We start from the raw sequence: 24,603 nt of genomic DNA, 5'->3' as shown, positions 1-24,603 counted from the left end.
ATTAAATTCAGATGTTCTTGCCCATAACTTTGCGTGGTATTTGCGCATAATTTTGCACGATTTACCCAAAAGTTTGCACACTCTCCCTATCTGTGTCCAACTACATCCTTCCGAAAGCCTCTTTGAGTTCTGCGACTTGTTCTACATCCAACATCCGGGTTCGCATACCCTGCAGTGCCACGAGCAGCTTGGCTGTTTCTTCCAACTCTTCCGCTGCACAGACCGCTGAAAAGAGATCCTCTCCTGATACGACGGGACCGTGGTTGGCCAGCAGAACAGCACTATACTTGCCGCCCAGTTCGCGGATCAAATCACCGGATTTTGGATCACCCGGCTTAATGTATGGAACCAGTTTAACCGTGCCTACGCGCATGACCACGTATGGTGTAAGCGGCGGAATACAGTCATTGGGATCGGTGTCTTCCAGACACGACAGCGCGGTCGCCCAGGTCGAGTGCAGATGAACCACGGCGCCCACTTCAGGTCGCGTCTCATAGAAGGCTTGGTGCAGAAAGATCTCCTTGGTCGGCTTGTCACCGGACAGGTGGTTGCCATCCAAATCAATCTTGGCAATTCGCTCGGGGTCAACATTGCCCAAAGTCGAATTCGTTGGCGTCATGAGAATCCCGTCCGGTAAACGCGCAGAGACATTGCCCGCGGTGCCAACGGAAAAGCCACGCACAAACAGCGAGGCGCACAGCTCGGACATCTGCCGTCGCAGTGCCTGTTCTTCAGAACTCATTTGCCTGCCTCCATCATTCTCAGTGCCTTCGAGAAGAAATCTGGAGCGCCAAAGTTGCCGGATTTCAAAGCCATTGCAATGGGTTCAGTTTTTCCAACGCTCAGGACAGGTACGCCCGGGTCAATCTCTGGCCCGATTGACATAGCCGGTGACCCCAGTGCCTCAGAGACAGCCTGGGCGACAGCTCCCGACGTCTCACCTCCAGCTACAACCAACCGCTTGTAGCCCTTTTGGACAAGTTCTCGCGCGGTATCTTCAAAGAGATTGTCCAGCTTTTCCGCTACGGCTTCCTGACCAAACTGACCTTGGATCGCACGCACATCATCCGGGCTCCCCGATGAATACGCGAGCGGCGCCTGACCCGAATGCTCTTCAAAGAAATCCAGAAGCGTTTGCGTGGTCACATCCCCGAACATAACACCCGAAACATCAATTGCGAAAGTCGGATGGGACTTCGCGTGAATTTCAATCTGCCTGCGGGTCGCACCTGAACAAGAACCCGCAAGGATCGCGGCAGGCCCTGCGATACCAGTGAACACAGTGCCAGCACTTTTGGATGAAGTCTCTCTCAGGAAGTTTCTTGGTAGTCCCAGTGCTATACCCGATCCCCCAGTAATGAGCTTGGCATCCTTTAGAGCTTCTCCCCAGGCCAACAAATCTTCATCCGAAATCGCATCGCCAATTACAAATCGTTCGCCGGCCTTCTGCAAAGCATCACCAATCGCCTCTGATCCTTGCTCCACGGCGTCAATTGACACCAACCCGACCGCTTCTTGGGTCTGATACTGCAACCATCGCCTGATGTTAGCATCCGTCATCGGAGTAAGAGGGTGATTTTCCATCCCCGACTCGTGCAACAGCTTACCTTGCACAAATAGGTGACCGTGATAGACGGTGCGCCCGGTTGTCGGAAAGGCCGGGCAGAAAACCACCTTTTGCGCGTCCAGCTCGTCGGCAAGCGCTTTCGCAACTGGGCCGATATTTCCTTCCGTCGTGGAATCGAAGGTCGAACAATACTTGAAGATGAACTGCTGGCATCCTTGATCCGCGAGCCACCGCAAAGCACTCAGACTGTCTGCAATGGCTTCTTCAACCGGTGCAGTGCGGCTTTTGAGTGAGATCACACCCGCTTCGATCTCTTCGTCGACCGGGATATTAGGAACACCCGGAAACTGCGCGGTTCGTATCCCACCTTCTGGCTCCATGCCCTTCGCCAAGGTGTTCGCAATATCACTCGCTCCAGTAAAATCATCCGCTATGACACCTATTTTCATAGTTCGATGTCCCTCGTCGGCCCTGGGTCTAGCCTATAGATATGCGGCGCTGCACCGACTGGAAAAACCTCACGCACAAGTGGATCATGGCCGGGCACGATAAGTCGAGGATGCGAGGCCAACCTCTCGAGTGTCTCGAAACCATCCATCATGTCCTGTAGGTCGACGACAATGGGAAAGGCTTTGCGCGCCATGAAATTCTCATAGTAATGCGAGGCATCAGAGGCGAGCACCATCCACCCGGCTTCCGTCCTTACGCGAACGCATTGCAACCCTCGCGAATGCCCACCAATGCAGTGCACCGTGACCCCATCTATAATCTCGGCTTCTCCATCGTAGAACACGACGTTCCCTGAATAGAGACGCTTTACGACCTCGCAAATATGGCTAGCCGTGAAAGGTGCGCGCAGATGGTCGTGGCACATGCAGGGGCCTGTGGCGAAGGCCATCTCCGCCGATTGCATATGCAACTTCGCGTTCGGGAACATATGCAGCCCCCCCGCGTGATCATAATGAAGATGGGTCACGATAACCTCGGTTACCGCTTCCGGTGAAATGCCTAGGGGCCGCAGAGCCTCGCGAGGATCCATCGCAATGGGACGACCACGGGCGGCGGCCTCATCGGAGTCGTAGCCAGTATCGACCAGAATGACTTTGTTGCCGCGTTTGAGCACCCAAACGAAGTAATCCATCGCATGAGGCGCGCTGTGATTATCATCGATGATGAAACTATCTGCTCGCGTCCGCGCATTTCGATCCGCGTATTTCACGGCGTGGATTTCCCAATCGTTCATCGGATGACCTCGGAGTACTGGTGAACTACCTTGGTGGCGATCATATCAGCCACTGCCGTATCGAAGGCCTGAAAATGCGCGCTTTCCAGGTGGGCGGAGAACGCCGCGCTGTCATCATAAACCTCATAGAGAAAAACTGTATCGGGATTGCCGCCGAGGCAAACGTCAAACTGCTGGCATCCGGCTTCTTCACACAAAGAGGTCGAAGCGTTTTCGACCATCAGCGGCAAAAAGGTGTCTCTCGTACCGGGCTTGAGAGTGAAGGTGACAGTAACCACAAACATCAGACGGAAAGTCCTTTCAGACGTGAGAAAGCGCGCTTCGCAACGGGCAGTTGGCTGAGGATCAGGCCAATGTTGAGCACCAGCAGAATGGCCGCACCCGGGCGTGAAAAGAAGACCGAAAGATCCCCGTCCGACAAGAACAGCGACCGGCGGAAGGTTTCGTCAAACAGACTGCCCAGAATAACCCCGATAACCAATGGCGCGATTGGGTATTTCATCAGGTTCATGAAATAGGCAACGGCGCCGACGCCAAGCATCAGGTAAAGATCATTGATGCCACCACCGACGCTGAAAGACCCAATTGTTGTTAGAACCATCACAACCGGCAAGAAGATAGTCTGCGGGATGGCGAGTATTCTGATGAAAACCCGAGCAGTGAACAGGCCCATCAGGAACATTGTCAGGGAGGCCAACACAAGTATTGCAACCACGCGCAGAATGATCTCGGGGTCTATCGTCGGACCTGGGATCACGTTGTTGATCTTGAAAGCCCCCATCAAAGCCGCGGCGGGTGGTGAACCGGGAATGCCCAACACCAAAAGCGGGATTAGTGCGCCCCCAATGCAGGCGTTGTTTGCCGTTTCAGAACACAGCAGACCTTCCAATGACCCTTTTCCAAACTTATCGCCCTCAGCAGATAAGGTCTTACCGACACCGTAGCTGACCCAACCGGCGACATCTTCGCCGACGCCGGGAAGTGCTCCTACCCCTGTCCCGATCACCCCTGACCGGCCAATGGTGGGCAGGTAGCGTCGGATGGAGCGTAGATTCGGAAGGATGCGACCTTTCAGGGCCAGAGCTTTCCCGGCCTCAACGTGCCTTAAACCGTCGATGATTTGGGGAATGGCAAATGCCCCCATCAAAACCGGCACGACCTGAAACCCGCTCATCAAGTAAGACCAGCCGAAGGTATAGCGCGGTTCAGACAACAGAGGGTCAAGCCCCACCATGGACATCGCAAGGCCGATCAGACCGGCGATCCATCCCTTGATCACCAGGTCTTCGCTCATCAAAGTGCCAGAAAGCAGAATGCCGAACAGGGCCAGCAGTGCTTTCTCCGGGCTTGCGATGTTTTTTGAAACCAAAAGCAACGCCCAGACAAAGATCAAAAGCGTGATGGTCCCGATAACTGTACCAATGAAACTGGCCGTTGTGGTCAGCCCTAGTGCTTCGCCCCCTCGACCCGCTTTAGCCAGAGGGTATCCATCCATGGCCGTCGCCGCACTGGCCGCCGTGCCCGGAATGTTCAGCAGGATTGACGGATAAGAGCCACCGTAAATCGCGCCGACATAGGCCCCGAGCAAAGCGATCAGCGAATAGTCCAATGGGATCTTGTTGCCGAAGAAACCCGTCAGGATCGTCACTGCCAGCGTTGCGGTCAGGCCGGGCAATGCGCCAAACGTTATACCCAGGAACACGGATGCAATCAAATACAGATAGGTCAGCGGGTCTACTGCCAGGCCCACGAATGTGGTCCCAAATCCAGCCAGTTGCGAAAGGATAAAGTCCATCCGGTCAATCTTTCCATAGCGGACGAAGCGTCACGTAGTAGTGGTACTCGATTTGCTTGAAGATCAGCCCGCCGCGCGCGGGCACGTTCTGTCGGAAAACAAAGGCCATCGCACAAACGAGGATGAGCGGGGCAAGTATTGCCACCAACGGAACGAACCGCAAAACGTGTTCGGAAGCCGCCTTGCTCAACACCAAAAGTGTAAGCGAGACCCATAGAGCCAGTGTAAACCAATCATCACTGAGTGCGTTCCAGTCCGCCTGCGCGGGGAAAACAGCAAACGCAAATAGCCCGGCAGAGACAACCGCGCTACAGGCCACCAAAGCACGCCGCGCATGACCCCCGTAGTAGCCGTAAGTCAAAGCTGTAATCAGCAACCCAGAACACAGAATGAAGTCCACTCTGGGAACCAGTCCGACGACATATGCAAGAAGGATCAGGCCTATTGTTGAAGCTCGATAGGCTTCCGACTTATCCCATCCGATGCCCAAAGCACTAAGCGCGTTTTGGGCACCACCTGAGCGGATTGAAATAGCAAGCAAAACGAAGGACAAGCCAAGCAATCCACCGAAGATGAACAGCGGTACAATTGCAGCCGAGTTGTACCAATCCGATCCACTTACACCTGCGCGGTTTTCGCCCCAAAGTGGAATGTCCGATGTCTTCCAAAGAAAAAAGACGGACACTGTTATAAGAACAATTGCTGCCCAAAAGTCGCGCGACCGCATGACCAGTGTTTCGTCAGGTTTGTTCATTGCCTGCCTCCTGAGGGAAAGGGCGCGATCAAGCGCGCCCCTTCAAAATTGATCGGATTAGGGCTGCTCGATACCCAGCGAGGCCGGATCCACTGTGGCAGCGCCAAGGTCTTGCAAGGTATAGGCAAAAGTAGCCTCGAGGTTCGCAAACAGTTCTTGAGCTTCTTCACCGTGTTGACCACCGACATCATAATTGTTTGCAAAGGCCCATTCGGCGACGGTGTCGGAGGCAATAGCTTGCTCGAAGGCATCACCAAGCGCGGCCTTTACATCGTCCCCGGCTGAACTGTGAACTGCAAACCCGATGGCCTGTTTGAGCGGCAAATACTGATCAAGACCGTCATAGATGCCAAAGGCAGAAGGCACTGTTGCCCCTGCAATCTGCGCATCTTCGGGCGTCAACATCGCGAGCGGTTTAAGTTGACCGCCTTCAATCAATGGAGCCTGTTCAGCCAGTGACGTCACAACCAACGCGACTTCGCCCGCTATCGCAGCTTCCTGACCGGGCGCTGAGCCTTTGTATGGAACAAACTTGAATTCTGCACCGGCCCCTTTTTCGATGGCTAGAAGATTCAAGTGGTGGATCGAACCCGCGCCGGAAGCCGCGGCTGGAATAGTGCCAGGAGCAGCTTTCGCAGCGTCAACCAATTCTTCCAGCGTATTGTAAGGGCTGTCCGCCGGGACCGAGATCAGATCAGGTGATCCACCAACAATGAACGGATACCAAAAATCAAATTTCTTATCCCAACCACCCTGCACAGCAGCGGTGACGTTCGACTCTGACAGACCAACCAATGTATAACCATCGTCTGGTTGGTTCATGACATAGACCATCCCGTTGGAGCCTGCGACACCACCTGTTTGATTGATCACATTGATCGAGACCGGAAGGTGTTTTTCCATCTCGGCCATGATCATTCGGTTGATCGTGTCCGTGCCGCCACCGGCCCCCCAGACCACAGCTGTAGTAATGTCACGATAGGGATAATCCTGCGCAATAGCTGCCCCCGTAATCCCGGTCGCCACCACGGCTGCGGCCGCCAACCGCCCTAGCTTTAGTTTCATTTCCAAGTCCTCCCAAACAACTTTGCGTTTATTATTGCATTTATTTGCGTATACATTAAAGAATGCGTTGTCAACGGACTGTAGTGAGAGCTGAAATCGCGCTATGAATGCGAAACGGGAAGGAAGCGGGCTAAGATGAAGAAAAATTATGATGTGGCAGTGTTCCAAGGGGACGGAATCGGCCCGGAAATCATGGCCCCTACGCTTGAAATTCTGCGCCAGCTTTCGCGCGGCAGTCCTTCCTACGAACTGGCGTTTACAGACGCACCAGCAGGCGCAGGCCACTACGCCAAAACTGGAGAATCGTTTCCGGCTGGGTCACTCGAAACTGCACGCAACGCCGACGCGATTCTGCTATCTGCAATGGGTTTGCCGGATGTGCGATATCCTGACGGAACCGAAATTTCACCGCAAATTGATCTGCGAAAGCAACTGGGACTTTTCGCTGGTGTGCGTCCTGTAAAAGTAAGCAGCGGACAAATGACCCCCTTGACGCTGCCCCCCGGAAAAGAGATCGACTTTGTCTTGATACGCGAAAGCACAGAAGGACTGTTCTTCACCCAAGGCGCTGGCGAAGTTACGGAACACGAAGCACGTGAAACTCTGCTGATCACTCGTGAGGTGTCCGAAAAACTGTTCCGTTTCGCGTTTGAACTCGCCAAGAACCGCAAGGCATCCGGTCGCGGCCAAGGACGGGTTACATGTGTCGACAAAGCCAATGTTTTCAGGGCCTTTGCATTCTTCAGATCTATCTTTGACTTGGAGGCCGCACGCCATCCCGATTTGAAAGCTGACCATGCCTATGTTGATGCCACCGCTCTATGGATGGTTCAAAAGCCTTGGGAATTTGACGTTTTGGTCACTGAGAACATGTTCGGAGACATCCTCTCAGACCTTGGTGCGGGTCTCATGGGTGGTCTAGGACTGGCGCCATCAGCGGATATCGGGTTGAATCACGCTGTATTCCAACCTTGCCATGGTTCCGCCCCGGACATTGCGGGACAGGGTATTGCAAACCCTTTTGCGATGATCCTGTCCGCGGCAATGATGCTGGAATGGTTAGGCTTGACCCATGATCACCCGGAACTGTCCAACGACGGCGCACGATTGCGCGAAGCCGTGGAAAAGGTGACTGCGAACGGTCAGAACCTGACGCGAGACTTGGGTGGCACCGCCGGAACGCAGGACGCAGCCTCATCGGTATTGGAAGCATTGCGGGTATGAACACTCGACAAACCATCAGAGTCGCGTGTGTGGGTGCGGGGTATTTCAGCAGGTTCCACTACGAAAGCTGGTCCCGAATGCCCGGAGCGGTTCCGATTGCATCCTGCAACCGTGATATCAACAAGGCGAAGGAAACAGGACTGGCCGCTTACGACGATCTGTCGAAAATGCTGGAGGCGGAAAAACCAGATCTCGTGGACATCATCCTTCCACCTGTGGCGCAGGCCGCCGCCATCCGAACGACACTGCGGTTTGGTATCAAGTGGCTGATCTGCCAAAAACCTTTCTGCATGTCATTGGATGAAGCTAAGAAGATCGTTTCCGAGGCTGAAGCATTAGGCGCAACTATTGTCGTGCATGAGAATTTTCGCTTTCAGCCCTGGTATCGTGCGATCAAGGTAGCGATGACCGAAGGTCGAATTGGAACACTTCTACAAGCGACTTTCCGGCTTCGGCCCGGCGACGGACAGGGACCACGCGCCTACCTTGACCGGCAGCCGTACTTTCAGGACATGCCACGTTTTCTGGTGCATGAAACAGCGGTTCACTGGGTAGACACATTCCGTTTTTTGTTCGATGCGCCCAGCGCAGTTTATGCGGATTTGCGCCAAGTTAACCCCGTTATCGCGGGCGAGGATGCAGGTTTCATCCTGTTTGATCACCCCAACGGTTTGAGAGCTCTGTTCGATGGCAACAGATGCCTTGACCACAGTGCCGAAAACCTGCGCCAAACCATGGGCGAAGCTCTCATCGAAGGAACGGAAGGTTCACTGCGTCTTAACGGCGACGGTTCAGTTGAACTCCGCGCATTTGGAAAACAGGAGCGACAGCAGATTCTACCTCCAAGCGATCATGATGGATTTGGAGGAGACTGCGTCCACGCCTTGCAAAGTCACGTCATTTCGGGCCTTCTACGGGGCACGCCGCTGGAAAACACGGCCCGAGAATATTTGGATGTGATCCGCATTGAAGAGAATATCTATCTCTCAGCTGCGGAAGGACGAAAAATCAACCTGGAGACCCCGTGAAGGATCAGGACGCAAAAACTCTTTCTAATACACAACGCGCTGTCAGGGATTTGCGACAGATGATCCTGTCCGGCGAACTTGCGGCCGGAACTGATCATCTGGAATCGGAACTCGCCGAAACCCTTGGCATGTCCCGCACCCCGATACGGGAAGCTGCGCTGATGTTGGAAAGTAAAGGGTTGCTTGAAATGCGGCCCCGAAAGGGCGTTCGGATACTGCCTGTTTCATCAGATGATATGCGCGAAATCTACGACATCCTAACGGAACTCGAGAGTCTCGCAGCACAGCGCGCTGCCGAAGCGGGCTACTGCGAAGATGAACTGGCGGTACTTGCCGGATCAATTGCAAAGATGGACCAAGCCATCGAAGCCGAAGACCTTGAAGCCTGGGCCGAGGCCGACGAGTTGTTTCACCAGGAGCTCGTTCGGTTAGGCGGCAACAAACGAGTCGAAGCGATTGTCGCCATGATGAGCGACCAGGTACGTCGCGCGCGCGCAACGACGTTGTTCATCAGGCCCCTGCCCGTTAAATCTAATGAAGATCACCGGGTTGTTTTTCAAGCGATCAGTGAAGGTCGTCCAGATGCCGCCCGTGAACGTCATCGAGAACACAGGCTGCAAGCACAGGCTATGCTTTGCGGGATACTCGAAAAGCATCGGCTCAACAGCCTCTGATCTTCTCGTATCCGGTCGTTAATCACCTAAAATAACTGCCTATTTTCGGCATTAAAGGCGCTCCGAATACTTGTCTTCAACGGCAGTCCGCAGGTGCGTCCGGCTGCAGCCCTAAGGTATATGCTGATCTTGTGGCGTATTGCACGCGCGACACCTGGGCAATGGTCGCAATTCATCAGGAATTGCTGGCGATGTGAACTGTGGCGCGTATCCGCAGGAATTTGAAGCCTAATTTATTTGATCACGCGGGCTTTATCAGTGTTTCCAGATATTCTCGAGTATCGGCGTCCCACGAACTAGGATCTTCTCCATGGGCGACTACCGCGTGCAGTTCCATGAGTTTCCATACTTCGTCCTTAGTCGCTGCAACCACTTTGCCTGGGCAGGCCTCCATGCCCTCGCAATCCTTGCAGGCATATGAGTATGCAGTGATCATCGCTTTCTCCTCCGTGCGCTCGGAAAGTTGGTTAGAACTCAAGAAACGTCGGCAGACCGTCGTCGAGTTTTATCCATGGCTGCTGATGTGACACGAAGACGTGGGCCTTGGGTTTCGCAATCGATGGGTCGTCCAACGTTACAGCAGAAAACCAAGCGTCAGCGCTCCAGTCTTGGCCCTCAATTTCATTTAGGGCGGCATAGGTCAACGTCGTTCCACAGTCCCGACAAAACCCGCGGCGAATACCCGGAGTTTTCTCAATGTGTTGGATTTCGCCTTTGATAACGGCGAAGTCTTCGGCGGCTACCTTAGCCCAAGTTACAAAGGCGCCGCCAAGGGCCATTTGGCATGAACGACAATGGCAATGTCCCGACCAGACAGGTGGTGTCGCGATCTGATATCGAACCGCACCACAGTAGCATCCACCTTGAAGTTTTTCCATCGTATGAAGATCTCCTGGCATGCGGCTAGGCTGACATCCATGATGATGCCTATACCTATTTTTCTTGGAGCTAATAAACAGATTTCGATATGAATATTGTCAAGAAAACCGATATCATGCGACTCAAATAGTTTAACCAAGCATTAGAAAATCTACAGTATGGATTGGTTGCACCTTCCCCCGATGAACGCTTTGCGCGCTTTCTCAGCAGTTGCGGAAGCAGGGAGTTACACCGTGGCGGCTGAACGCTTGAACGTGACCCAAGCGGCTGTCAGCCAGCAGGTGAAATCGTTGGAAAGACATTTGGGTGTAGCTCTCGTTGCCAGACGTGGGCGCAGCATTGAATTGACAGAGCCAGGCATCATTCTTTCACGTGAACTGGGTATCGGCTTTGAAATTATCGGAAGGGGTGTCGAACGACTGGCGGAACATGCAGCACACCGTCCCGTTCAAGTGACCATGTCACCAGCATTCGCGGTGGAGTGGCTATTGCCGAGAATGGCAGAGTTTCAACAACAACATCCAGAGATCACTTTGATGCTGAACCCAACTTCTGAACTGGTTCAGATAAAGCCAGGTGGTATCGATGTCGCCATTCGGTATCACGATAGACGCATGCCAAGAAAAGAAGAGGATACTGTCCTTGTATCCGACATGGTCGTGATCGGAGCACCTTCACTGGTGGAAGGCCAAGATCTGCGTGACCCGGCCTCTTTAACGAAACTGCCCTGGTTGCAGGAACTAGGCACAAACGAGGCGGCTGACTGGTTCACCTATCACGGGGTTGTTCCTGCCGAGCCATTGACCATAAATCACATGCCTGGGAACCTGATCATGACTGCGGTTCGCCGGGGTGACGGTATCACGTATTCTGCCAGAGCTTTTTTTGAGGACGATCTGTCATCTGGTCGGATGATTGAGTTGTTCTCTGAGCCACTCTTCGGCGTCTATTACATCCAGACTCAAGCAGAATTTCAGCGTCCCGAGGCTAAGGTGTTCGTCAACTGGCTTATATCTCAGTCGCAAGTCGTATCGAGACACAACTCTGGAAGCTGAGACGTATCTAATTCCCCCCCCTGCTCTGTTTGCTCAAGACCGTTGGTTTCGCCGTTTCTTAAGGCTGCTCTGTGGAGGAGCCAGCAGCGATCAGAGCCGCCATCCCTCCATCGATGAACTGCACGTTTTGAAAACCCATCGCTGTCAATACATTTGCCGCTGCCGCGCCTCGGTAGCTTGGAGCTCCGCCACAAGTGGTGAAAATTCGCCTTCCACGATCCTGTAACTCTTGAGATCTGTATTCACTTTCAAGGTCTGCCATCCAAGCGACGGCGCGACCAGGAGCCGGAATTGCTCTAGGGCTGATACCTGTAGCCGCCATTTCAGCGCTATCCCTCACGTCCACTACAAGTGCGTTGGGGTCTTCGATCAGTACTGCCAGCGCGTCAGTTGCTGAAATCGGATTTGCTTTGGATATTTCCTGAGCTTCCATTTGTGCGAATGTTAAGACCATATTGCCCCCCGACTGCAAATCCTGCGCTATGCTACCATGCGGCTGATTTACCGCAAATCGGCACCGAAGCGATGCTTGGCAGTCTTGTCGTCGTCCAGACTGTTGCCATCAACGAAGTTAAATAAGTCCCGGTCAACGGCAGAAGCGGGCCTCGCAAATACCCCGGCCATTGCTGTTGATCAGTGATTACTGGGCGGCCAAAGCCTTCTGCCTGCAATAACACGATGCCTTGATCGGCACCTCGGCGCGAGCAGTGGCCTTGTCCAGTTGTGGCTTAATGTGGGCGGCTTCGACCGTTTCACCGCGCCGGGTGAGACATTCGTGCAAGCCATGCAGGCTCCAGACGTTGCCCGGATGCTGACAGGCCCGGCTAAGCGTTGCATCCAGGCCAAGGTCTGCACGGTAAACAGCTTCGGCTTCCTCCATCTGGCCCTGCTCAAGAAGAAGAGCACCCAGCGCATGACGGGTGGGTTGCATCCAGCCCCAAGGCTCGTCGTATGGCAAGTTGTCGTCGATCTCGACTGACTTTCGCAGGTGGTCAAAGGCCGTTTCGTGCTCTCCTGCGTGATAGGCCAACTCACCCAGCATCATTTGCTCAGCGACCTTCAGAATGTCCCGGCATGTGTTGTTGAACAGCATTCGGGTCTCAGGAACTCTGGCCAGAGCATCATAGAACTTGGCTTTTTCACTCTCGGCTTCGGCGACCCTGTGTAGGTTGGCCAAGGCAACCGTCCTTGCATACCGCATCATGGCAATGGTCACGCTGTAAAGCTCTTCATCCTCTGGCAGATCCTGATCGAGAATATCCTGCCAGAGACCAAACCTGATCAGCACATGTTGCTTCATTGGAATGAAGCCTTCAAACCAGTCCGCCATAGGCCGAAGAGTGTCTGACGGCAAGGTGTCGATCAGCTCATCGGCAGCTTCGATTGCTGCCGATGGTTGCCCCAAGAACATCGCACCGTATATTTTAAAGTGATAGTTGTGGCACCGATAGACGGAATAGAAATTGTCAGGGCCTTCGCGCTTCAGAAACTTGCGATCTGCCAATATGGCTTTGTGATTGCGCAGTACCACGTTCATATAGTCTCCGCACAACACGTCGATATGGGTCGGCATGTGCAACAAATGCCCGGCCTCGGGCACCAGCGTGCTGAGCACATCGCCCTGACGCAGTGCCCGTTCGGGGTGGGGCGACATTTCCATAAGGTGAATGTACATGTGCAATAGTCCTGCGTGCTCCCATGCTCCGGAAAGTGTATCGAACGCATTTTCGAGCACGGATATTGCCTCGAGCGTATCGGCCCCTTCGGCGGGCTTTCCGGTCGGCAAATCCCAAAGCTGCCAGGGTGTCCGGTTCATGAGCGACTCGGCCAGAATCGCAGACACGTCCAGGTCCTGATCGAATTCGGTGTGAACCTTTCGCATCGCATCAGCGAAGGCGTCATTCCACGGGCTGAAATCCTCAATATCCGACGAGGATGGATAACGCTCTGGAATGGCATCGATTAGCGCGCGTTCAACAGGCGTCAGCCGGTCCTTTAACGACGCAGCAGCCTCGATTGACGCTTTCGCCAAGGCGATACAGTCAGGCTTCTCGTCTTCTTCGAATGTTTCCCAGGGCTTGTTGTAGTTCGGCCCAATACAATACGCGATGCCCCAGTGCGCCATTGCGCAATTTGGATCCGCAGCCACGGCATTCTGAAAGCATACAATCGCTTCTTCGTGGTTGTACGCGTAAGTCCAAGCCAAACCACGATCAAACCAAAGCTGGGCTTCGTCCGACGAGGTTGTGATCTTTCGGCTGTAGCGACCGAGATCATAGTATTCCATCACAATAACCCCCTAATTAAAGGGAGAAGTTTACCACAATGGGCTGTTTCTCGATACTGGCTACATCAAAGCCGACCTAAGGCATAGACCCGACTTATATGAGCCCCATTTGATCGAAGCACTCTTCTTGGCAACTGATAAACTTGTCGGCCGCGTGAGTGACGGACGGTCCAATCCCTCCACAGTAGCCCGCCGACAAGACCACAATCACCGCTTGCACACCTAAGACGGGCATTTGAGAAAGCTGATGTCAGCAGTCAGATTGTTCTTTTCCGCCAACTAACACTTTTGGGACCTAGTAGCGTCGTGCGACAGCTTCTGTTCTAACTGGCGTTGAAAACGTGTAATTTGGGCTCATTGCGGGCGTCAAAAATACGGGCACCCTATTCTTCTAGCGTGGCAACTGCATGGTCGTGAGAGGTATGCGGTCGATGCATGTTGAGGATACGTCGAGCTTCATTCGATTGTCCCGATATTGCCAGCGCATGCGCCAATGAAAACTCAATAATGTCGCGTTGCGCCCGGCTACCACCAAGGCGTTCGTGCTCAGACATGACATTTACGAATTTCTCAATCGCTTCGTCCGCATTTCCATCCGCCAACGCACGGAATGCGCCTGCTACCGAAGCAACGGTGGGGCCTGCGGGTCCCTTTGCGCCGTCAATGGTTGCTTCCAGACGCTCTCTTTGTCCCGCCATCGCATGCGCAATAGCCGCGTGAACATCCGCAAAAGCCAAGCCAGGCGAAGGAAAGAACTGAACAGCATAGTCGCTGAGTTGTTGCCAACGCTCCTGAGCAATTTGCTCGCCAGCCAAAAAGGCGCGGTGAACAATTGCTACACTATCAGTCAAAACGTTAAGTGGCGGCGCAGGAGGTCGGTCGGGGGAAACATAATCATCGAACAGCTTCCACATACCTGCCACATCGCCGCTCTCAAGCGCCCACAGAGCGACGTGCCAGCTGAGATGGCAGTGCAGATACGCTGTGAAGGGATAGTCTTGCCAGAACTCGCGAAGATAAGCGTAGCCAGCGTCCGTCTCCCCGTTCTCATAGTAGAGATGGGCCCTGACATGTGCACTGTGTGCGCTGTCTGGCTTCAACTCAAGTGCGCGCTCGATGTTTTCCGCGGCCGGGCCAATCTGTCCGGCCTCCATCTGGGCAAATGCATGCTGGCAGAGAAACCACCAGTCGTCGCCATAGTGTGGCTTTAACATGGTTGTGTACGCAAGCTGCTCTGCCTCGCGTCCAGCCTGACCTGAAAACCCTATTAAACCAAATACGCTGGTACATGTCTGAGCAAGCAAAATATCTCGCGGATGGTCTGCGACGTGATCTCGGATGCGCCTGTAGGCCTGCGGTGCACGCCCCTCAATGAGATCGCTGATAATGTCGATCTGGGCGGCTTCGCGCGGGCTGACGCCATGCGAAAGCTCTTTTGCGACGGCTATTTCACGCTTTGCATCTTGTCCACGCCCGACAGTAACAAGGTAGCGCGCAAACCCAACATGCGGCATAGCAAAACCATCATCTGCCCGCATTGCTGATCGGTAGGCTTCTTCAACATCATCAAAAGCACCCAGAAAACGGTCGATGCCTTCAACGTACGCGTCTCGCGCAGTTTGTGATGTGGTCGTTAGCGGGCTTCCGTATCGATCTTCAAGCATCCAAACCTTCCACTATCTGTACCAAACCTGTCCGTCAGTTAGCTATATGAGCATGCCTAGCCATAAACGAGTCAAAGGAAATCGACGGTACGAGGCGCCATGATTTCAGCATCCGTTTCTTTCAGAAGTCTCATGAAATCATCAACATGCCGTTTAAATCATATTTACTTTATCAAATCCCGATTTTCCAAAATTGGACTCCGAAAGCAATTTTGGGGATTATTCCGTACGGCTCGCCCCGCGTCCGGTTAGAGGAGAAAGTAGGTATGACAACCCAAACTCGCCCGCTCATTGATACGGCTTGGTTGGCAGATAACCTGACTGACCCGAAACTACGCATCATTGATGTTCGCTGGAAGTTTAGGGAGGAAAACGGCAAGGGCGTAGCCTATGACGATAGGAGCGAGTTCCAGGCCGAGCACATTCCTGGCGCCGTGTATGTTGGCATGTCGACGGAGCTTGCAGACAGCACTCAGAACACTCCCGACATGATGCTCGGCCCAGAGGACTTCGGGGAAAGGATGCGTGAGTTGGGTGTTTCCGACGACAGTCATGTCGTGGTCTACGATGACTCCGGGCTTCCATTGGCGTCTGCGCGTCTTTGGTGGGCACTTTCGCACTATGGCCATAAAAACGTGCAGGTCTTGGACGGCGGCTTGCAGCAATGGAAACTCGAAGGTCGACCCACTGAAACTGGCGATCTAACCGTTGAGCATGGTGACTTTGAACCAACAGTGCAGAGCAATTGGATTGCCCGCAAAGCTGATGTCTTGGATGCGATGGGTAAGCCCGGAGTCAGAATTGTGGACTTTCTACCAAACAACCTCTTCCGAGGCGACGGAGTTCACACATGGGGAGGTCGCTCGGGACATATTCCCAGTGCCGTCAACATACCGGCGATATCGAACATCGATCCGGATTTGGCACACATACCCATTGCCGAACGTGCAGCTAAACTAAAGGAACGTGGTTCATTCAAGTTGGCGGATCATTCCAAGCTCCTCAAGCACTATCAGGACAAGGGAATTCAAACTGACGATGAGGTCATCGCCTATTGCGGCCGTGGCATAGCTGCTTCTTGTGGGCTCCTTGCGTTGCGCCAAATGGGGTTCGAAAAGTCCCGCCTGTACGATGGTTCATGGGCTGAGTGGAGCGCCGATGAGAGCCTTCCGGTTGAAACCTCGTGAGATTACGATTTTGGGTCACTTTGGGTGGTCCAATTATTGACGCGTTGCTAGGAGGATATTTTGATGACGGACAATTTCCGGCTGACCAAAGAGGCTGCGCAGAAGTACAATAACCATAGTGTGCCTGCGATGTTCGGCCCATTGGCTGAAGCAACAATGCAGAAGGTTCAGCTTCGAAGCGGCACTTGTGTTATCGACATCGCATGCGGCACCGGGGCTTTGACGCGAGAGATTGCAAGGAAACTGACGGGCAAAGGCCGGGTTGTTGGCGTAGATCTGAACGAAACTATGATTGAAGTCGCGCAGTCCAATCAGCCGGATTGTCGTCATGTGCTCGAGTGGTATGCAGCAGATGTAACCGAGTTACCTTTCGAAGATGCTACGTTTGACTATGCCTTCATACAACAGGGGCTTCAGTTCTTCCCCGACAAATCCGCCGCTTTGCAGGAAGTTCATAGGATCTTACGCAATGACGGTCAGCTATTTTTGACATGTTGGCGCGCAGTGTCGCCCTTCAATGGAGCGCTTGCAAAAGCTCTCGAACGGCATGTTGGAACAGATGCCGCAGTAAAAGCCAGAGCGCCTTTTTCGTTTCGAGATGGGGACCTCATTTCTAAGTTGTTGGTCGATGCAGGCTTCAAGATAGCTCGTCACGAGCCATTGGTACTAGAGCGAAGATTTATTGACCTTCGTGCGCAAATCATGGCGCTGCCAATCGAAACTGATCTTAGGGATGCAGGTGCTGACGTCACCAACAAGGTCGTGGAAGAGGTTGCAGACGCTTTGTCTAGATATGACAAAAAAGGCGTATTGCACGTACCGCAAGAAGCGCACCTTTTTGTCGCCGCGGTATAGGTCAACGACCACTGGCTCAGTTCTCCAATACGATCTTTGCCATGGCCGAAAGATAATGCGGCATTAGTGGCGGCCGAGCCTGGCTCCGCGTTGACGGTTGAGTCTGCATCAAACTATACTTTTGCCATGGCTAGCGGAAAATACATCGACGATTTGTCGGTTGGCGAAACCTTCGAAACCGGAGGCGTTACGCTGACCGAGGGAGCGATTATTGACTTCGCACTGGTTCATGACCCGCAGCCCTTCCACGTTAACAAAGTGGCTGCCGCAGAGTCGATGTTCGGCGGTCTCATCGCCAGTGGATTTCAAACAATAGCGCTTACTTTCAGGTTGTTCCGCGACACTGGTGTACTTACCGGCACCAATCTGGGTGGACATGGTATGGACGAGGTACGGTGGCTGGCTCCGGTGTATTCCGGTGACACGATCAGCGTGCGCGTCACGGTTGAGGCAATTACACCGTCACGTTCGAAGCCAGACCGGGGAACGGTCAAATTCCGATACCAGACATTTAACCAGAACGATGTTGAAGTTCTTAACCTGGTCATGCACCACGTGATGGCATGTCGGAGTTAAGGCGGTTTGCAGCGACTGGGGCGCGGCGATCAATTCGACCTCCCTTTGTCATCTTCAAGAGTATCCTTGGGCTCGCCACATAAGGCTTCTATTCGCAATTGCGGTCGTGGCGTACATGCAAACTAGCTTGTTCGCGTGTTCTCAATCCTTTTTTGCCTAAATAACTACTTGTAGATTGCCGCATAGCGAGGTGCGAAGAACTTAACGAAGGCTCTAACCTCTGGCCGACGATAGGCTTCCGGCGAAATGAGCATTAGGTGCGGCACCGCAAGTTCGGGGATTTCGTCGAAACATCGGATAAAAGACATGTCTGTTTCCACCAGCTTGACATTGCTGATCCCAAGGCCTTGCCCTGACCTGATCGCCGCATGCATTAGCTCCAGTTCAGTGAAAGACATGACGATCTGGTCCGGCTCCACGTGATTGGTCAACCATTCGTGGAATACATTTGGTACATCGTCCCGCTGAAAGGTAACAAACTGATGCCCGGCCAGATCATTCGTTGACCCCGGTAAGCCAAATTTGTCCGCGTAATTTCTGCTGCCGAACAAAGACCAGCGGGCCGTGCTGATCTTACGACAGATCAGGTCAGGATCAGGTTCAGTTCTTGCAAGGCGCAAAGCAATGTCGGCCTCGCCCGCCATCAGGTCCAGCGCCCGAACGCTGGACAAAAACTCGAATGCGACATCCTGATTGTCGGCGGAAAACTCGTTTACGATTTCAATCATGCGTGCAGAGAAGTTTGCTGAGTAAGCGGTGATACGGATGGGTTGTGTCGACGTCAATTCTTTCGCGCAATCGGCAAATTCAAGGACTGAAGTCTCGATTGCTTCGGCGAGGGGAACGAGGCGAAGGGCTTCTGGGGTCGGTTTGAACCCGTGCGTACCGCGCTCAAAAAGCGTCAAGCCTGTTTCTCTTTCGAGAACATCAATGCGTCGGGCAACCGTTGGTTGGGAGACCTTTAGCTTTCTAGAGGCCGCAAGCGTCGACCCTTCTCTGAAGACAGAGAGGAACACACGAATATCCGACCAATTTCGGAACCCGTTCTTCATTTTTGTAGAACAGCACAATTTTGTGCCGGATACCAGAAAAACGGGAGAACAGTTACTGTTGTTGCGACAGCGCAATTAACTCGGAAAGGACCATGAGATGGCTTCCCATACAATGTCACCCAGCCTCTGGGCCGTATTTGGTGGACTGTTCGGTTGGACCAAAAGAGCCCTCCCCGAAACCCGGAAGCTGCGGCCTACAGCCAACGATCTTCACGCGGAACGCGACTATATTAATGACGTGATCTGGAGTAATCCCGATGCGTTTTCGAGTGAGCTTGACGTGCAGAACATGATGAACCTGTATCCAGGAAAGTTCTGACAACACTTGGTGACAATCGGCCGAATAAGGCGATTAGATCGCACCAAAATGCAGCTGCAAGCTGGAAGTGACAGCCACGCACCTGTGTTGTCGCCATAGAGTAAGTAGCAACACGAGACCTTCTGTCATCACACCTATCACTGCGGTCGTTCGAACGTCTGATCAATGCCTGCACGTCTGGCACTTCCTTGGGGCATCACCGACGACAATTAAGTATGGACAAAAGATTTGCAGCACCAATTGGGGCGACTGTGACACCAATGGGGGTCTCTTCAACCGCGACTTTCAGGAAGCCTGCGGAAGAACCTAGGCCGAGTTACTTCGCTCGATCACCCTTTTCTACGCGCCACGACGACAAATTGGGTCATCGAAAAGAAGAAGCGTCCAACTTTTGCAAGGCTGAACTGTTCGTCAAACCACGATTGCGCAACTGCGGGATCAACATAGTCATTTGCGACAGCGTATTGCTTCATGAGGTGCATCATCATGATTGCGAGGCCATCAGGCTTTAGCTGGTGATCTGTCATAGTGAACGACAAGACATCTTCCACATGGTCGCCGCGAGCCTTTATCAGTGCGGGCAGTCTTTCCGGGAGGGAACCACTCACAAAGTGCTGGTTCCAGGAAGTCAGCATCTTTTGCATTCTGTCGGGCTCATCGCTGAACCAAATCAAGCTACCAAAGTGCAGATCACTGATGACAAGCCGCCCGCCGGGTTTGACGCACCGCAGCGTGTCAGCCAACGCACCGTCTACGTCTTCGATGTACTCAAAGACTTGTACCGAGACCGCTTTGTCAGCACTCTCATCCTCAATGGGCAAGCTATTTGCGGCACCAGCACGAAACTCCACGTTTGCGTAGTCGCTGCATCGTTCTTTAGCGGCCGCTGTCATGTCAGTGCTTGGGTCGATCCCGATGACACAGCCATCCGAGCCAACTGCGCGAGCCAACTCTGCTGTCAACAGCCCGTTGCCACATCCGATGTCCAAAATAGTTTCACCGGGAGAAGGGCACAGCGCATCAAATGACACCTGTCGTCGCCGCGTCAATTCGGCTCCCTGATAGGCGGTTTCTAGTAATTTCGTTGTTTCAGCGTCAAACTTAAGCAACTCTCCACCCTTACAAAGCCCACCAGTCCCCGAAACTCTAGTCCGAAATGGCCCACAACATGGGGGCTAGACAGCTTCTTGGCAAGTTCGAGGTTCAGTAGGATGCGGCCTGTGGCAGGTTTACAGCTCCCCCAGCGGGTTTTCATCTTTTGAGAATCCTAGTTTCCGTGGGTACAACGCCCAAGCGTGCTGCCCATCCGTCGTTGTGATCAGACACAAACTGCTTCAGGTGCGCACGGTAGAATTTAGCCATTGCATTGGACCTAGTTGCCAAATCAGACCCAGGTCGTGCAGTCATCCGAAGCCGACCGTTGACTGCCAAAGGGTCACCTCAGGGTTCGATAGGTACAGCGCCCAACTGGCCGCGGTGATTTGTTGCCGCGATCAGTGGGCCTATTGGAGATTTCAAATCAGAGGATGCCGCAGCCGCCACGCATTCGCTATCGCCTAAAAGTTGAGTTCGCACTCAAGAAACTAAAAATTTCAACTCTTGATTGCATCGCCAATAGAACTTTGGGCAATTTAGTCAGAGCTTTGGGTCAAAACAGGAATTTGGGCGATCCTACACAAAAATTGTAGGGACGCGCATAACGCTGCATTCTTATCATTGATTTTATTCAGAAAATCTGGGTGTCTTCGCCCATAATTTTGCACAGCATTTGCGCATAGGTTTGCACGATTTTCCCATAAGATTGCACGGTTCACTATACGCGCTCAATTTTCGATTGTCGTACAGTGGCTTGATCAACTTGAACGCACCATAACTCAGCCAAAAGTGCGTTATTCTTGGAACAATTCAACCCAAAACCGAACAAAACAACTCAATTGCGAGGCTATGGTAGATTCCTTTCAATTTAGCTCGGCTCGGTTGGTTTAGATAAAAACTATTTAACATCGGCAATTCGACGCATGGGAACAGACGGCAGCAAGCTGTTTAAATTCTAGGGATGCGTCTCATTAAGACTGCATAGGGTGATTAGCCATCGACCATCTGGTTGTCGCTCAAGCACATTCAGCGAAACGCCTTCACCTGTCGTGCCTTCGCTAAATTCTGCAAGACACCAGCCGAGTTCGCCGTCTCGACCTGCACTAGAGACATTGATTCTTTTGTCTTCTCCACCTTCCGCGACCCACTCTGCATGTGTGTCTTCAATAGCTTGCCTTCCAATGGAAGGTGGGCCGAAGGGAGAGTACATCTCTGCTTGCGCTGCAAACACGGAAGCGCATCCATTGGCGTCCCCTTGTCGGTAGCAGGCGACATAGTGGTCGAATACCTCCTGGCACTGTTGTTTGAAGGACATACAAACACTCCTAATTTCGCTGTCCTAGCATCAGGTTCTGCAATTCTACTGTCAAATCAACCTCGATCAGATTGTTTGCGTCGCTTCTACCTAGGACAAACCCGTCTTTGGTTTTGCGCCTGGGAACTGACATCTAAGCAAGATGCAGCATTTGACTCTTTGGGCTCAAGTAGACAATCGCTGTACAAGGCATAAATGACTGCTATGCGGACTTTGCCGCCGTTGCTCTTCCGAATGTTTGCTGACGCAGCATTCGCTCGCCTGTGCGGCACGTTCATCGCTGCAGAGCAGCTGAAGTCGCCAGACCGGTCTTCCCTGACCAGATCGTTAATAACCAGTCGCACCGAGTCACAGGTGCGCAGTCTGCACGATCGTAAGCACTGTTTGACCGATGATCGCGTGGGGGGTCCAAGGAATGCGTTCTGCCGTGGTTCGAGCCACCGTGGCCAGACTCTGGTCCGCATCAGGCGCTCAACATGCGTCCACCTTTGTCGGAAATCCATATCGAGAAACGCCAACTAGGTAGCCCGACCGCGCGGGGCTGGATAAAGCTCTAACATGCGGGAGCAAAGCCTAATGCTCAGCCGTCTTCGGAACCGACCTGCATGAGTAGAAGCCGCTTCTTTCTGTACGTCGACGCTGGCATTCCAACATATCGCCGGAACGCATTTCGAAAACTCGACGTTTCTGTGTACCCAACCTCTCCGGCAATTTCGTCAATTGGCAGATCCGTTGTTTCCAGCATTTGTTTAGCTTCTTCGATCCGCAGTGTTTGAACGTAATCAACCGGGGTTTGCCCTGTGGCTTTTCGAAAACGGCGTAAAAGGCTGCGTTCAGTCAGGCCGCTTCTTGCTGCCATGGCGGCGACCGGTTTGGGTAATGCATAGTTATCAGCGGCCCAAACCTGCGCGTCTGCAACCAGTGCATCATCGTGCTGTGTGCCGGCCGTCAGCGAGGCATAGTGCAACTGTCCTTCCGTATGGGGCTGCAACAGATAGATCTTGGCAATGCGACGGGCCTCGTCAGGGCCTGCGATGCGCCCGATCAGATAGAGCACGAGATCGCCCCAGGATGATGCGCCACCCGCTGTCACGATCCGGTGCCCTTCTCCCGCCGGAACCAGAATTCGTTCGCGACGCACTTTTATGTCGGGATACTGCCGCGCAATCACATCACAGAAACTCCAGTGGCTTGTCGCATCAAGACCGTCCAGCATCCCGGCCTCGGCGAGCAGATAAGCGCCGGAACAGACCGAGGTGATCAAGGCTCCGTCATCGCGTGCTTTCTTAAGCCAGGTAATCATCGGGGCGAATTCATCCGGGACACCAGTTCCCGGTGCGAAGTGAAAGTCTGGGACGATGACGAGATCGGGCTTTACAAAACTGTCCAGCGATCCATCCGGTGTGATGCGCCGTCCGTTGATGTCCTGATAGGCGGCGCCGTCACACGATATCAGAGCCGCATCAAAAACAGGCGGTTTAGGGGCCGTACCATGCAACATTTCCCAGTCACGTCCGACGGACGCCAGCGCGTCAAGAATGCAATAAGCGGTTGAGGTGCCGACACAGGGCATGGTCAGAACTGCAGTTCGGCAGGTGGATTTCTCTTGCAGCATCAGAGTGTCCGATATTCACCTATTTTGGAGTTTATTGGGCGTTACATCAAAAAACCTCGTTACGCAACGCCTCGTTCCTGACCAAAACGCGCACGATTGAGTGCCTCCAAGGGAGGGCGCTGGTCCGTAGCACAAGGGTGAGGGTGTCTGTAATTCACCGTTATTGGCATATCTGAGCATATCGCGACTCGGCCGCGGCTGCCAAACAGTCTCCAGCATTTAAGCCAAAACCCTGTCAGACCGGAGAATTCCAATGAACAAGCAACCCGCAATCACATTTGATACGGCCAAGGCTGAAGGATTTGCCGAACTCATGGGTGGCGCGCTGAACGCAGCCTCGCTGGCGCTTATGTCTTCGATCGGCCATCGCTCCGGCCTGTTTGACGCATTGGCAGCATTGCCCAATTCAACCTCGCGCGCGTTGTCTGACGGCGCGGCCCTGGCAGAGCGCTACGTTCGCGAATGGATGGGCGTGATGGTGACATCCGGGGTTGTGGAATATGACGCGAAGGCAGGAACCTATTTTCTGCCCCCTGAACACGCAGCCTTTCTCACCACTGCGGCGGCGCCCGACAATATGGCGGTCACCTGCCAGTTTATCGGCGTGATGGCGTCGGTCGAAGAAGAGATGGTTGCCCGGTTCCGCGATGGCGGTGGGACGCAGTATCACGATTACTGTCGCTTTCACGAAGTCATGGCCGAAGACAGTGCGCAGCTTGTGGTATCCGCGCTGATTGAACACATTCTGCCTCTAGACCCCGGGCTGATTGCACGGCTGGAAAGCGGCATTGACGTGCTTGACGTCGGGTGCGGCGCAGGCCGGGCGATGATGGAATTGGCCAAAGCCTTTCCAAACAGCCGGTTTGTCGGTGTCGATCTTTGCCCCGATGCCTTCGCGGTAACGCAGGTCACGGCACATCGGAACGGGCTTTCCAACCTATCCTTTCGTGGACAGGATCTGTCAGGCGTCACAACAATGGGCAGCTACGATCTGATCACTGCTTTTGACGCGGTCCATGACCAAAAGGACCCGCAAGGCCTACTGGATCTTGTGAAAAACTCTCTGGCCGATGACGGGCTGTTCCTGATGCAAGACATCGGCGGGTCACGTGATCTGGAAAAGAACATCGAGAACCCTTTTGCACCGCTGCTGTACAGCCTGTCTTTGATGCATTGCACGCCGGTTTCAATTGGTCAGGGCGGCCCCGGTCTTGGGGCGATGTGGGGGGTTGAAACCGCGCAAGAATACCTCGCCCGCGCGGGGTTTGATCGGGTTGAAACCCATCGCCTGCCTCACGACCCGCTCAACGCCTATTTTCTTGCGCGCCCTTAGCCTCAAAGCATCAACGGAGAC

26 protein-coding genes are annotated in these 24,603 nt (G+C 53.5%); 9 read left to right on the top strand and 17 right to left on the bottom strand.

What is annotated here, in order from left to right:
* Positions 1 to 100 precede the first annotated feature (100 nt).
* The 7 genes from otnC to AC2FJV_RS17330 are packed head-to-tail and all read right to left on the bottom strand — an operon-like array spanning position 101 to position 6,424.
* On the bottom strand, positions 101 to 742 hold the full coding sequence (gene otnC / locus AC2FJV_RS17360; protein ID WP_496689821.1) for a 3-oxo-tetronate 4-phosphate decarboxylase: 642 nt from the start codon (positions 740 to 742) through the stop codon (positions 101 to 103).
* Positions 739 to 2,016: a 3-oxo-tetronate kinase gene (gene otnK / locus AC2FJV_RS17355; protein ID WP_496714173.1), complete on the bottom strand. Its 1,278-nt coding sequence runs from the start codon at positions 2,014 to 2,016 to the stop codon at positions 739 to 741. The genes otnC and otnK overlap by 4 nt, the downstream gene beginning before the upstream one ends.
* Positions 2,013 to 2,810: an N-acyl homoserine lactonase family protein gene (locus AC2FJV_RS17350; protein ID WP_142639560.1), complete on the bottom strand. Its 798-nt coding sequence runs from the start codon at positions 2,808 to 2,810 to the stop codon at positions 2,013 to 2,015. The genes otnK and AC2FJV_RS17350 overlap by 4 nt, the downstream gene beginning before the upstream one ends.
* Positions 2,807 to 3,094: a putative quinol monooxygenase gene (locus tag AC2FJV_RS17345; RefSeq protein WP_142639562.1), complete on the bottom strand. Its 288-nt coding sequence runs from the start codon at positions 3,092 to 3,094 to the stop codon at positions 2,807 to 2,809. Before AC2FJV_RS17345 ends, AC2FJV_RS17350 begins: the two co-directional genes overlap by 4 nt.
* Positions 3,094 to 4,605, bottom strand: coding sequence for a tripartite tricarboxylate transporter permease (locus AC2FJV_RS17340; RefSeq protein ID WP_496714172.1), 1,512 nt, complete (start codon positions 4,603 to 4,605; stop codon positions 3,094 to 3,096). Before AC2FJV_RS17340 ends, AC2FJV_RS17345 begins: the two co-directional genes overlap by 1 nt.
* 4 nt (positions 4,606 to 4,609) lie before the next feature.
* Positions 4,610 to 5,359, bottom strand: coding sequence for a hypothetical protein (locus tag AC2FJV_RS17335; protein ID WP_496714171.1), 750 nt, complete (start codon positions 5,357 to 5,359; stop codon positions 4,610 to 4,612).
* A gap of 57 nt (positions 5,360 to 5,416) precedes the next feature.
* The gene (locus AC2FJV_RS17330) at positions 5,417 to 6,424 is read right to left on the bottom strand and encodes a Bug family tripartite tricarboxylate transporter substrate binding protein (protein WP_496714170.1); all 1,008 of its coding nucleotides are present in this window, start codon (positions 6,422 to 6,424) and stop codon (positions 5,417 to 5,419) included.
* A 135-nt stretch (positions 6,425 to 6,559) separates the two neighbouring features.
* Between AC2FJV_RS17330 and AC2FJV_RS17325 the strand changes: the two genes are divergently transcribed.
* From AC2FJV_RS17325 to AC2FJV_RS17315, 3 genes are read left to right on the top strand one after another with little or no spacing between them, the layout of a single operon-like run.
* Positions 6,560 to 7,648, top strand: a complete 1,089-nt coding sequence (locus tag AC2FJV_RS17325) for an isocitrate/isopropylmalate dehydrogenase family protein (protein WP_496714169.1) — start codon at positions 6,560 to 6,562, stop codon at positions 7,646 to 7,648.
* Complete coding sequence (locus tag AC2FJV_RS17320) at positions 7,645 to 8,676, top strand: Gfo/Idh/MocA family protein (protein ID WP_496714168.1); 1,032 nt, start codon at positions 7,645 to 7,647, stop codon at positions 8,674 to 8,676. The genes AC2FJV_RS17325 and AC2FJV_RS17320 overlap by 4 nt, the downstream gene beginning before the upstream one ends.
* Positions 8,673 to 9,350, top strand: coding sequence for a GntR family transcriptional regulator (locus AC2FJV_RS17315; RefSeq protein ID WP_142639574.1), 678 nt, complete (start codon positions 8,673 to 8,675; stop codon positions 9,348 to 9,350). Before AC2FJV_RS17320 ends, AC2FJV_RS17315 begins: the two co-directional genes overlap by 4 nt.
* 241 nt (positions 9,351 to 9,591) lie before the next feature.
* On the opposite strand, the gene AC2FJV_RS17310 is transcribed toward AC2FJV_RS17315, so the two are convergent.
* Positions 9,592 to 9,786 carry a DUF1059 domain-containing protein gene (locus AC2FJV_RS17310; protein ID WP_496689825.1) on the bottom strand — a complete coding sequence of 65 codons (195 nt, stop codon included), beginning with the start codon at positions 9,784 to 9,786 and terminating at the stop codon, positions 9,592 to 9,594.
* A gap of 31 nt (positions 9,787 to 9,817) precedes the next feature.
* Positions 9,818 to 10,228 carry a GFA family protein gene (locus AC2FJV_RS17305; RefSeq protein ID WP_496694116.1) on the bottom strand — a complete coding sequence of 137 codons (411 nt, stop codon included), beginning with the start codon at positions 10,226 to 10,228 and terminating at the stop codon, positions 9,818 to 9,820.
* Positions 10,229 to 10,411: 183 nt separating this feature from the next.
* On the opposite strand from AC2FJV_RS17305, the gene AC2FJV_RS17300 reads away from it, so the two are divergent.
* The gene (locus tag AC2FJV_RS17300; RefSeq protein ID WP_496710123.1) at positions 10,412 to 11,284 is read left to right on the top strand and encodes a LysR family transcriptional regulator; all 873 of its coding nucleotides are present in this window, start codon (positions 10,412 to 10,414) and stop codon (positions 11,282 to 11,284) included.
* A 58-nt stretch (positions 11,285 to 11,342) separates the two neighbouring features.
* On the opposite strand, the gene AC2FJV_RS17295 is transcribed toward AC2FJV_RS17300, so the two are convergent.
* The 3 genes from AC2FJV_RS17295 to AC2FJV_RS17285 all read right to left on the bottom strand — a co-directional run bounded on the left by AC2FJV_RS17295 (position 11,343) and on the right by AC2FJV_RS17285 (position 15,235).
* On the bottom strand, positions 11,343 to 11,738 hold the full coding sequence (locus tag AC2FJV_RS17295; RefSeq protein ID WP_109313327.1) for a rhodanese-like domain-containing protein: 396 nt from the start codon (positions 11,736 to 11,738) through the stop codon (positions 11,343 to 11,345).
* 186 nt (positions 11,739 to 11,924) lie between these two features.
* Positions 11,925 to 13,571, bottom strand: a complete 1,647-nt coding sequence (locus AC2FJV_RS17290; RefSeq protein WP_282027846.1) for a tetratricopeptide repeat protein — start codon at positions 13,569 to 13,571, stop codon at positions 11,925 to 11,927.
* A gap of 383 nt (positions 13,572 to 13,954) precedes the next feature.
* The gene (locus AC2FJV_RS17285; RefSeq protein ID WP_496714167.1) at positions 13,955 to 15,235 is read right to left on the bottom strand and encodes a tetratricopeptide repeat protein; all 1,281 of its coding nucleotides are present in this window, start codon (positions 15,233 to 15,235) and stop codon (positions 13,955 to 13,957) included.
* 266 nt (positions 15,236 to 15,501) lie between these two features.
* Between AC2FJV_RS17285 and AC2FJV_RS17280 the strand changes: the two genes are divergently transcribed.
* The 3 genes from AC2FJV_RS17280 to AC2FJV_RS17270 all read left to right on the top strand — a co-directional run bounded on the left by AC2FJV_RS17280 (position 15,502) and on the right by AC2FJV_RS17270 (position 17,853).
* Positions 15,502 to 16,422 (top strand): sulfurtransferase, encoded by a 921-nt coding sequence (locus tag AC2FJV_RS17280; RefSeq protein ID WP_496714166.1) that lies wholly within the window; start codon positions 15,502 to 15,504, stop codon positions 16,420 to 16,422.
* Positions 16,423 to 16,485: 63 nt separating this feature from the next.
* Complete coding sequence (locus AC2FJV_RS17275; RefSeq protein WP_170666545.1) at positions 16,486 to 17,277, top strand: class I SAM-dependent methyltransferase; 792 nt, start codon at positions 16,486 to 16,488, stop codon at positions 17,275 to 17,277.
* A 126-nt stretch (positions 17,278 to 17,403) separates the two neighbouring features.
* Positions 17,404 to 17,853: a MaoC family dehydratase gene (locus AC2FJV_RS17270; protein ID WP_170644971.1), complete on the top strand. Its 450-nt coding sequence runs from the start codon at positions 17,404 to 17,406 to the stop codon at positions 17,851 to 17,853.
* 164 nt (positions 17,854 to 18,017) lie between these two features.
* On the opposite strand, the gene AC2FJV_RS17265 is transcribed toward AC2FJV_RS17270, so the two are convergent.
* Positions 18,018 to 18,980, bottom strand: a complete 963-nt coding sequence (locus AC2FJV_RS17265; protein WP_142639591.1) for a LysR family transcriptional regulator — start codon at positions 18,978 to 18,980, stop codon at positions 18,018 to 18,020.
* A gap of 22 nt (positions 18,981 to 19,002) precedes the next feature.
* On the opposite strand from AC2FJV_RS17265, the gene AC2FJV_RS17260 reads away from it, so the two are divergent.
* Positions 19,003 to 19,224, top strand: coding sequence for a hypothetical protein (locus AC2FJV_RS17260; RefSeq protein ID WP_496714165.1), 222 nt, complete (start codon positions 19,003 to 19,005; stop codon positions 19,222 to 19,224).
* A gap of 329 nt (positions 19,225 to 19,553) precedes the next feature.
* On the opposite strand, the gene AC2FJV_RS17255 is transcribed toward AC2FJV_RS17260, so the two are convergent.
* The 4 genes from AC2FJV_RS17255 to AC2FJV_RS17240 all read right to left on the bottom strand — a co-directional run bounded on the left by AC2FJV_RS17255 (position 19,554) and on the right by AC2FJV_RS17240 (position 23,249).
* Positions 19,554 to 20,333 (bottom strand): methyltransferase domain-containing protein, encoded by a 780-nt coding sequence (locus AC2FJV_RS17255; protein WP_271951929.1) that lies wholly within the window; start codon positions 20,331 to 20,333, stop codon positions 19,554 to 19,556.
* A complete protein-coding gene (locus AC2FJV_RS17250; protein ID WP_496694109.1) occupies positions 20,297 to 20,479 on the bottom strand; it encodes a hypothetical protein in 183 nt (60 codons plus the stop codon). Before AC2FJV_RS17250 ends, AC2FJV_RS17255 begins: the two co-directional genes overlap by 37 nt.
* A gap of 795 nt (positions 20,480 to 21,274) precedes the next feature.
* Positions 21,275 to 21,634: a YybH family protein gene (locus AC2FJV_RS17245; protein ID WP_496714164.1), complete on the bottom strand. Its 360-nt coding sequence runs from the start codon at positions 21,632 to 21,634 to the stop codon at positions 21,275 to 21,277.
* A 580-nt stretch (positions 21,635 to 22,214) separates the two neighbouring features.
* On the bottom strand, positions 22,215 to 23,249 hold the full coding sequence (locus tag AC2FJV_RS17240; protein ID WP_496714163.1) for a GlxA family transcriptional regulator: 1,035 nt from the start codon (positions 23,247 to 23,249) through the stop codon (positions 22,215 to 22,217).
* A gap of 253 nt (positions 23,250 to 23,502) precedes the next feature.
* Here AC2FJV_RS17240 and AC2FJV_RS17235 point away from each other — a divergent pair, with 253 nt between their 5' ends.
* Positions 23,503 to 24,582 (top strand): class I SAM-dependent methyltransferase, encoded by a 1,080-nt coding sequence (locus AC2FJV_RS17235; protein ID WP_496714162.1) that lies wholly within the window; start codon positions 23,503 to 23,505, stop codon positions 24,580 to 24,582.
* The last annotated feature ends 21 nt before the right edge of the window (positions 24,583 to 24,603 follow it).

The organism is Ruegeria sp. CDSA241 (assembly GCF_059611265.1).
The sequence above is the reverse complement of the archived record's forward strand: the minus strand, read 5'-3'. Positions and strand labels throughout refer to the sequence as shown.

Excerpts from the sequence above, each read along its gene's own strand:
- otnC (WP_496689821.1), bottom strand. The coding sequence starts at position 742 with ATGAGTTCTGAAGAACAGGCACTGCGACGGCAGATGTCCGAGCTGTGC.
- otnK (WP_496714173.1), bottom strand. The coding sequence starts at position 2,016 with ATGAAAATAGGTGTCATAGCGGATGATTTTACTGGAGCGAGTGATATT.
- AC2FJV_RS17350 (WP_142639560.1), bottom strand. The coding sequence starts at position 2,810 with ATGAACGATTGGGAAATCCACGCCGTGAAATACGCGGATCGAAATGCG.
- AC2FJV_RS17345 (WP_142639562.1), bottom strand. The coding sequence starts at position 3,094 with ATGTTTGTGGTTACTGTCACCTTCACTCTCAAGCCCGGTACGAGAGAC.
- AC2FJV_RS17340 (WP_496714172.1), bottom strand. The coding sequence starts at position 4,605 with ATGGACTTTATCCTTTCGCAACTGGCTGGATTTGGGACCACATTCGTG.
- AC2FJV_RS17335 (WP_496714171.1), bottom strand. The coding sequence starts at position 5,359 with ATGAACAAACCTGACGAAACACTGGTCATGCGGTCGCGCGACTTTTGG.
- AC2FJV_RS17330 (WP_496714170.1), bottom strand. The coding sequence starts at position 6,424 with ATGAAACTAAAGCTAGGGCGGTTGGCGGCCGCAGCCGTGGTGGCGACC.
- AC2FJV_RS17325 (WP_496714169.1), top strand. The coding sequence starts at position 6,560 with ATGAAGAAAAATTATGATGTGGCAGTGTTCCAAGGGGACGGAATCGGC.
- AC2FJV_RS17320 (WP_496714168.1), top strand. The coding sequence starts at position 7,645 with ATGAACACTCGACAAACCATCAGAGTCGCGTGTGTGGGTGCGGGGTAT.
- AC2FJV_RS17310 (WP_496689825.1), bottom strand. The coding sequence starts at position 9,786 with ATGATCACTGCATACTCATATGCCTGCAAGGATTGCGAGGGCATGGAG.
- AC2FJV_RS17305 (WP_496694116.1), bottom strand. The coding sequence starts at position 10,228 with ATGGAAAAACTTCAAGGTGGATGCTACTGTGGTGCGGTTCGATATCAG.
- AC2FJV_RS17300 (WP_496710123.1), top strand. The coding sequence starts at position 10,412 with ATGAACGCTTTGCGCGCTTTCTCAGCAGTTGCGGAAGCAGGGAGTTAC.
- AC2FJV_RS17295 (WP_109313327.1), bottom strand. The coding sequence starts at position 11,738 with ATGGTCTTAACATTCGCACAAATGGAAGCTCAGGAAATATCCAAAGCA.
- AC2FJV_RS17290 (WP_282027846.1), bottom strand. The coding sequence starts at position 13,571 with ATGGAATACTATGATCTCGGTCGCTACAGCCGAAAGATCACAACCTCG.
- AC2FJV_RS17285 (WP_496714167.1), bottom strand. The coding sequence starts at position 15,235 with ATGCTTGAAGATCGATACGGAAGCCCGCTAACGACCACATCACAAACT.
- AC2FJV_RS17280 (WP_496714166.1), top strand. The coding sequence starts at position 15,502 with ATGACAACCCAAACTCGCCCGCTCATTGATACGGCTTGGTTGGCAGAT.
- AC2FJV_RS17275 (WP_170666545.1), top strand. The coding sequence starts at position 16,486 with ATGACGGACAATTTCCGGCTGACCAAAGAGGCTGCGCAGAAGTACAAT.
- AC2FJV_RS17270 (WP_170644971.1), top strand. The coding sequence starts at position 17,404 with ATGGCTAGCGGAAAATACATCGACGATTTGTCGGTTGGCGAAACCTTC.
- AC2FJV_RS17260 (WP_496714165.1), top strand. The coding sequence starts at position 19,003 with ATGGCTTCCCATACAATGTCACCCAGCCTCTGGGCCGTATTTGGTGGA.
- AC2FJV_RS17250 (WP_496694109.1), bottom strand. The coding sequence starts at position 20,479 with ATGAAAACCCGCTGGGGGAGCTGTAAACCTGCCACAGGCCGCATCCTA.
- AC2FJV_RS17245 (WP_496714164.1), bottom strand. The coding sequence starts at position 21,634 with ATGTCCTTCAAACAACAGTGCCAGGAGGTATTCGACCACTATGTCGCC.
- AC2FJV_RS17240 (WP_496714163.1), bottom strand. The coding sequence starts at position 23,249 with ATGCTGCAAGAGAAATCCACCTGCCGAACTGCAGTTCTGACCATGCCC.
- AC2FJV_RS17235 (WP_496714162.1), top strand. The coding sequence starts at position 23,503 with ATGAACAAGCAACCCGCAATCACATTTGATACGGCCAAGGCTGAAGGA.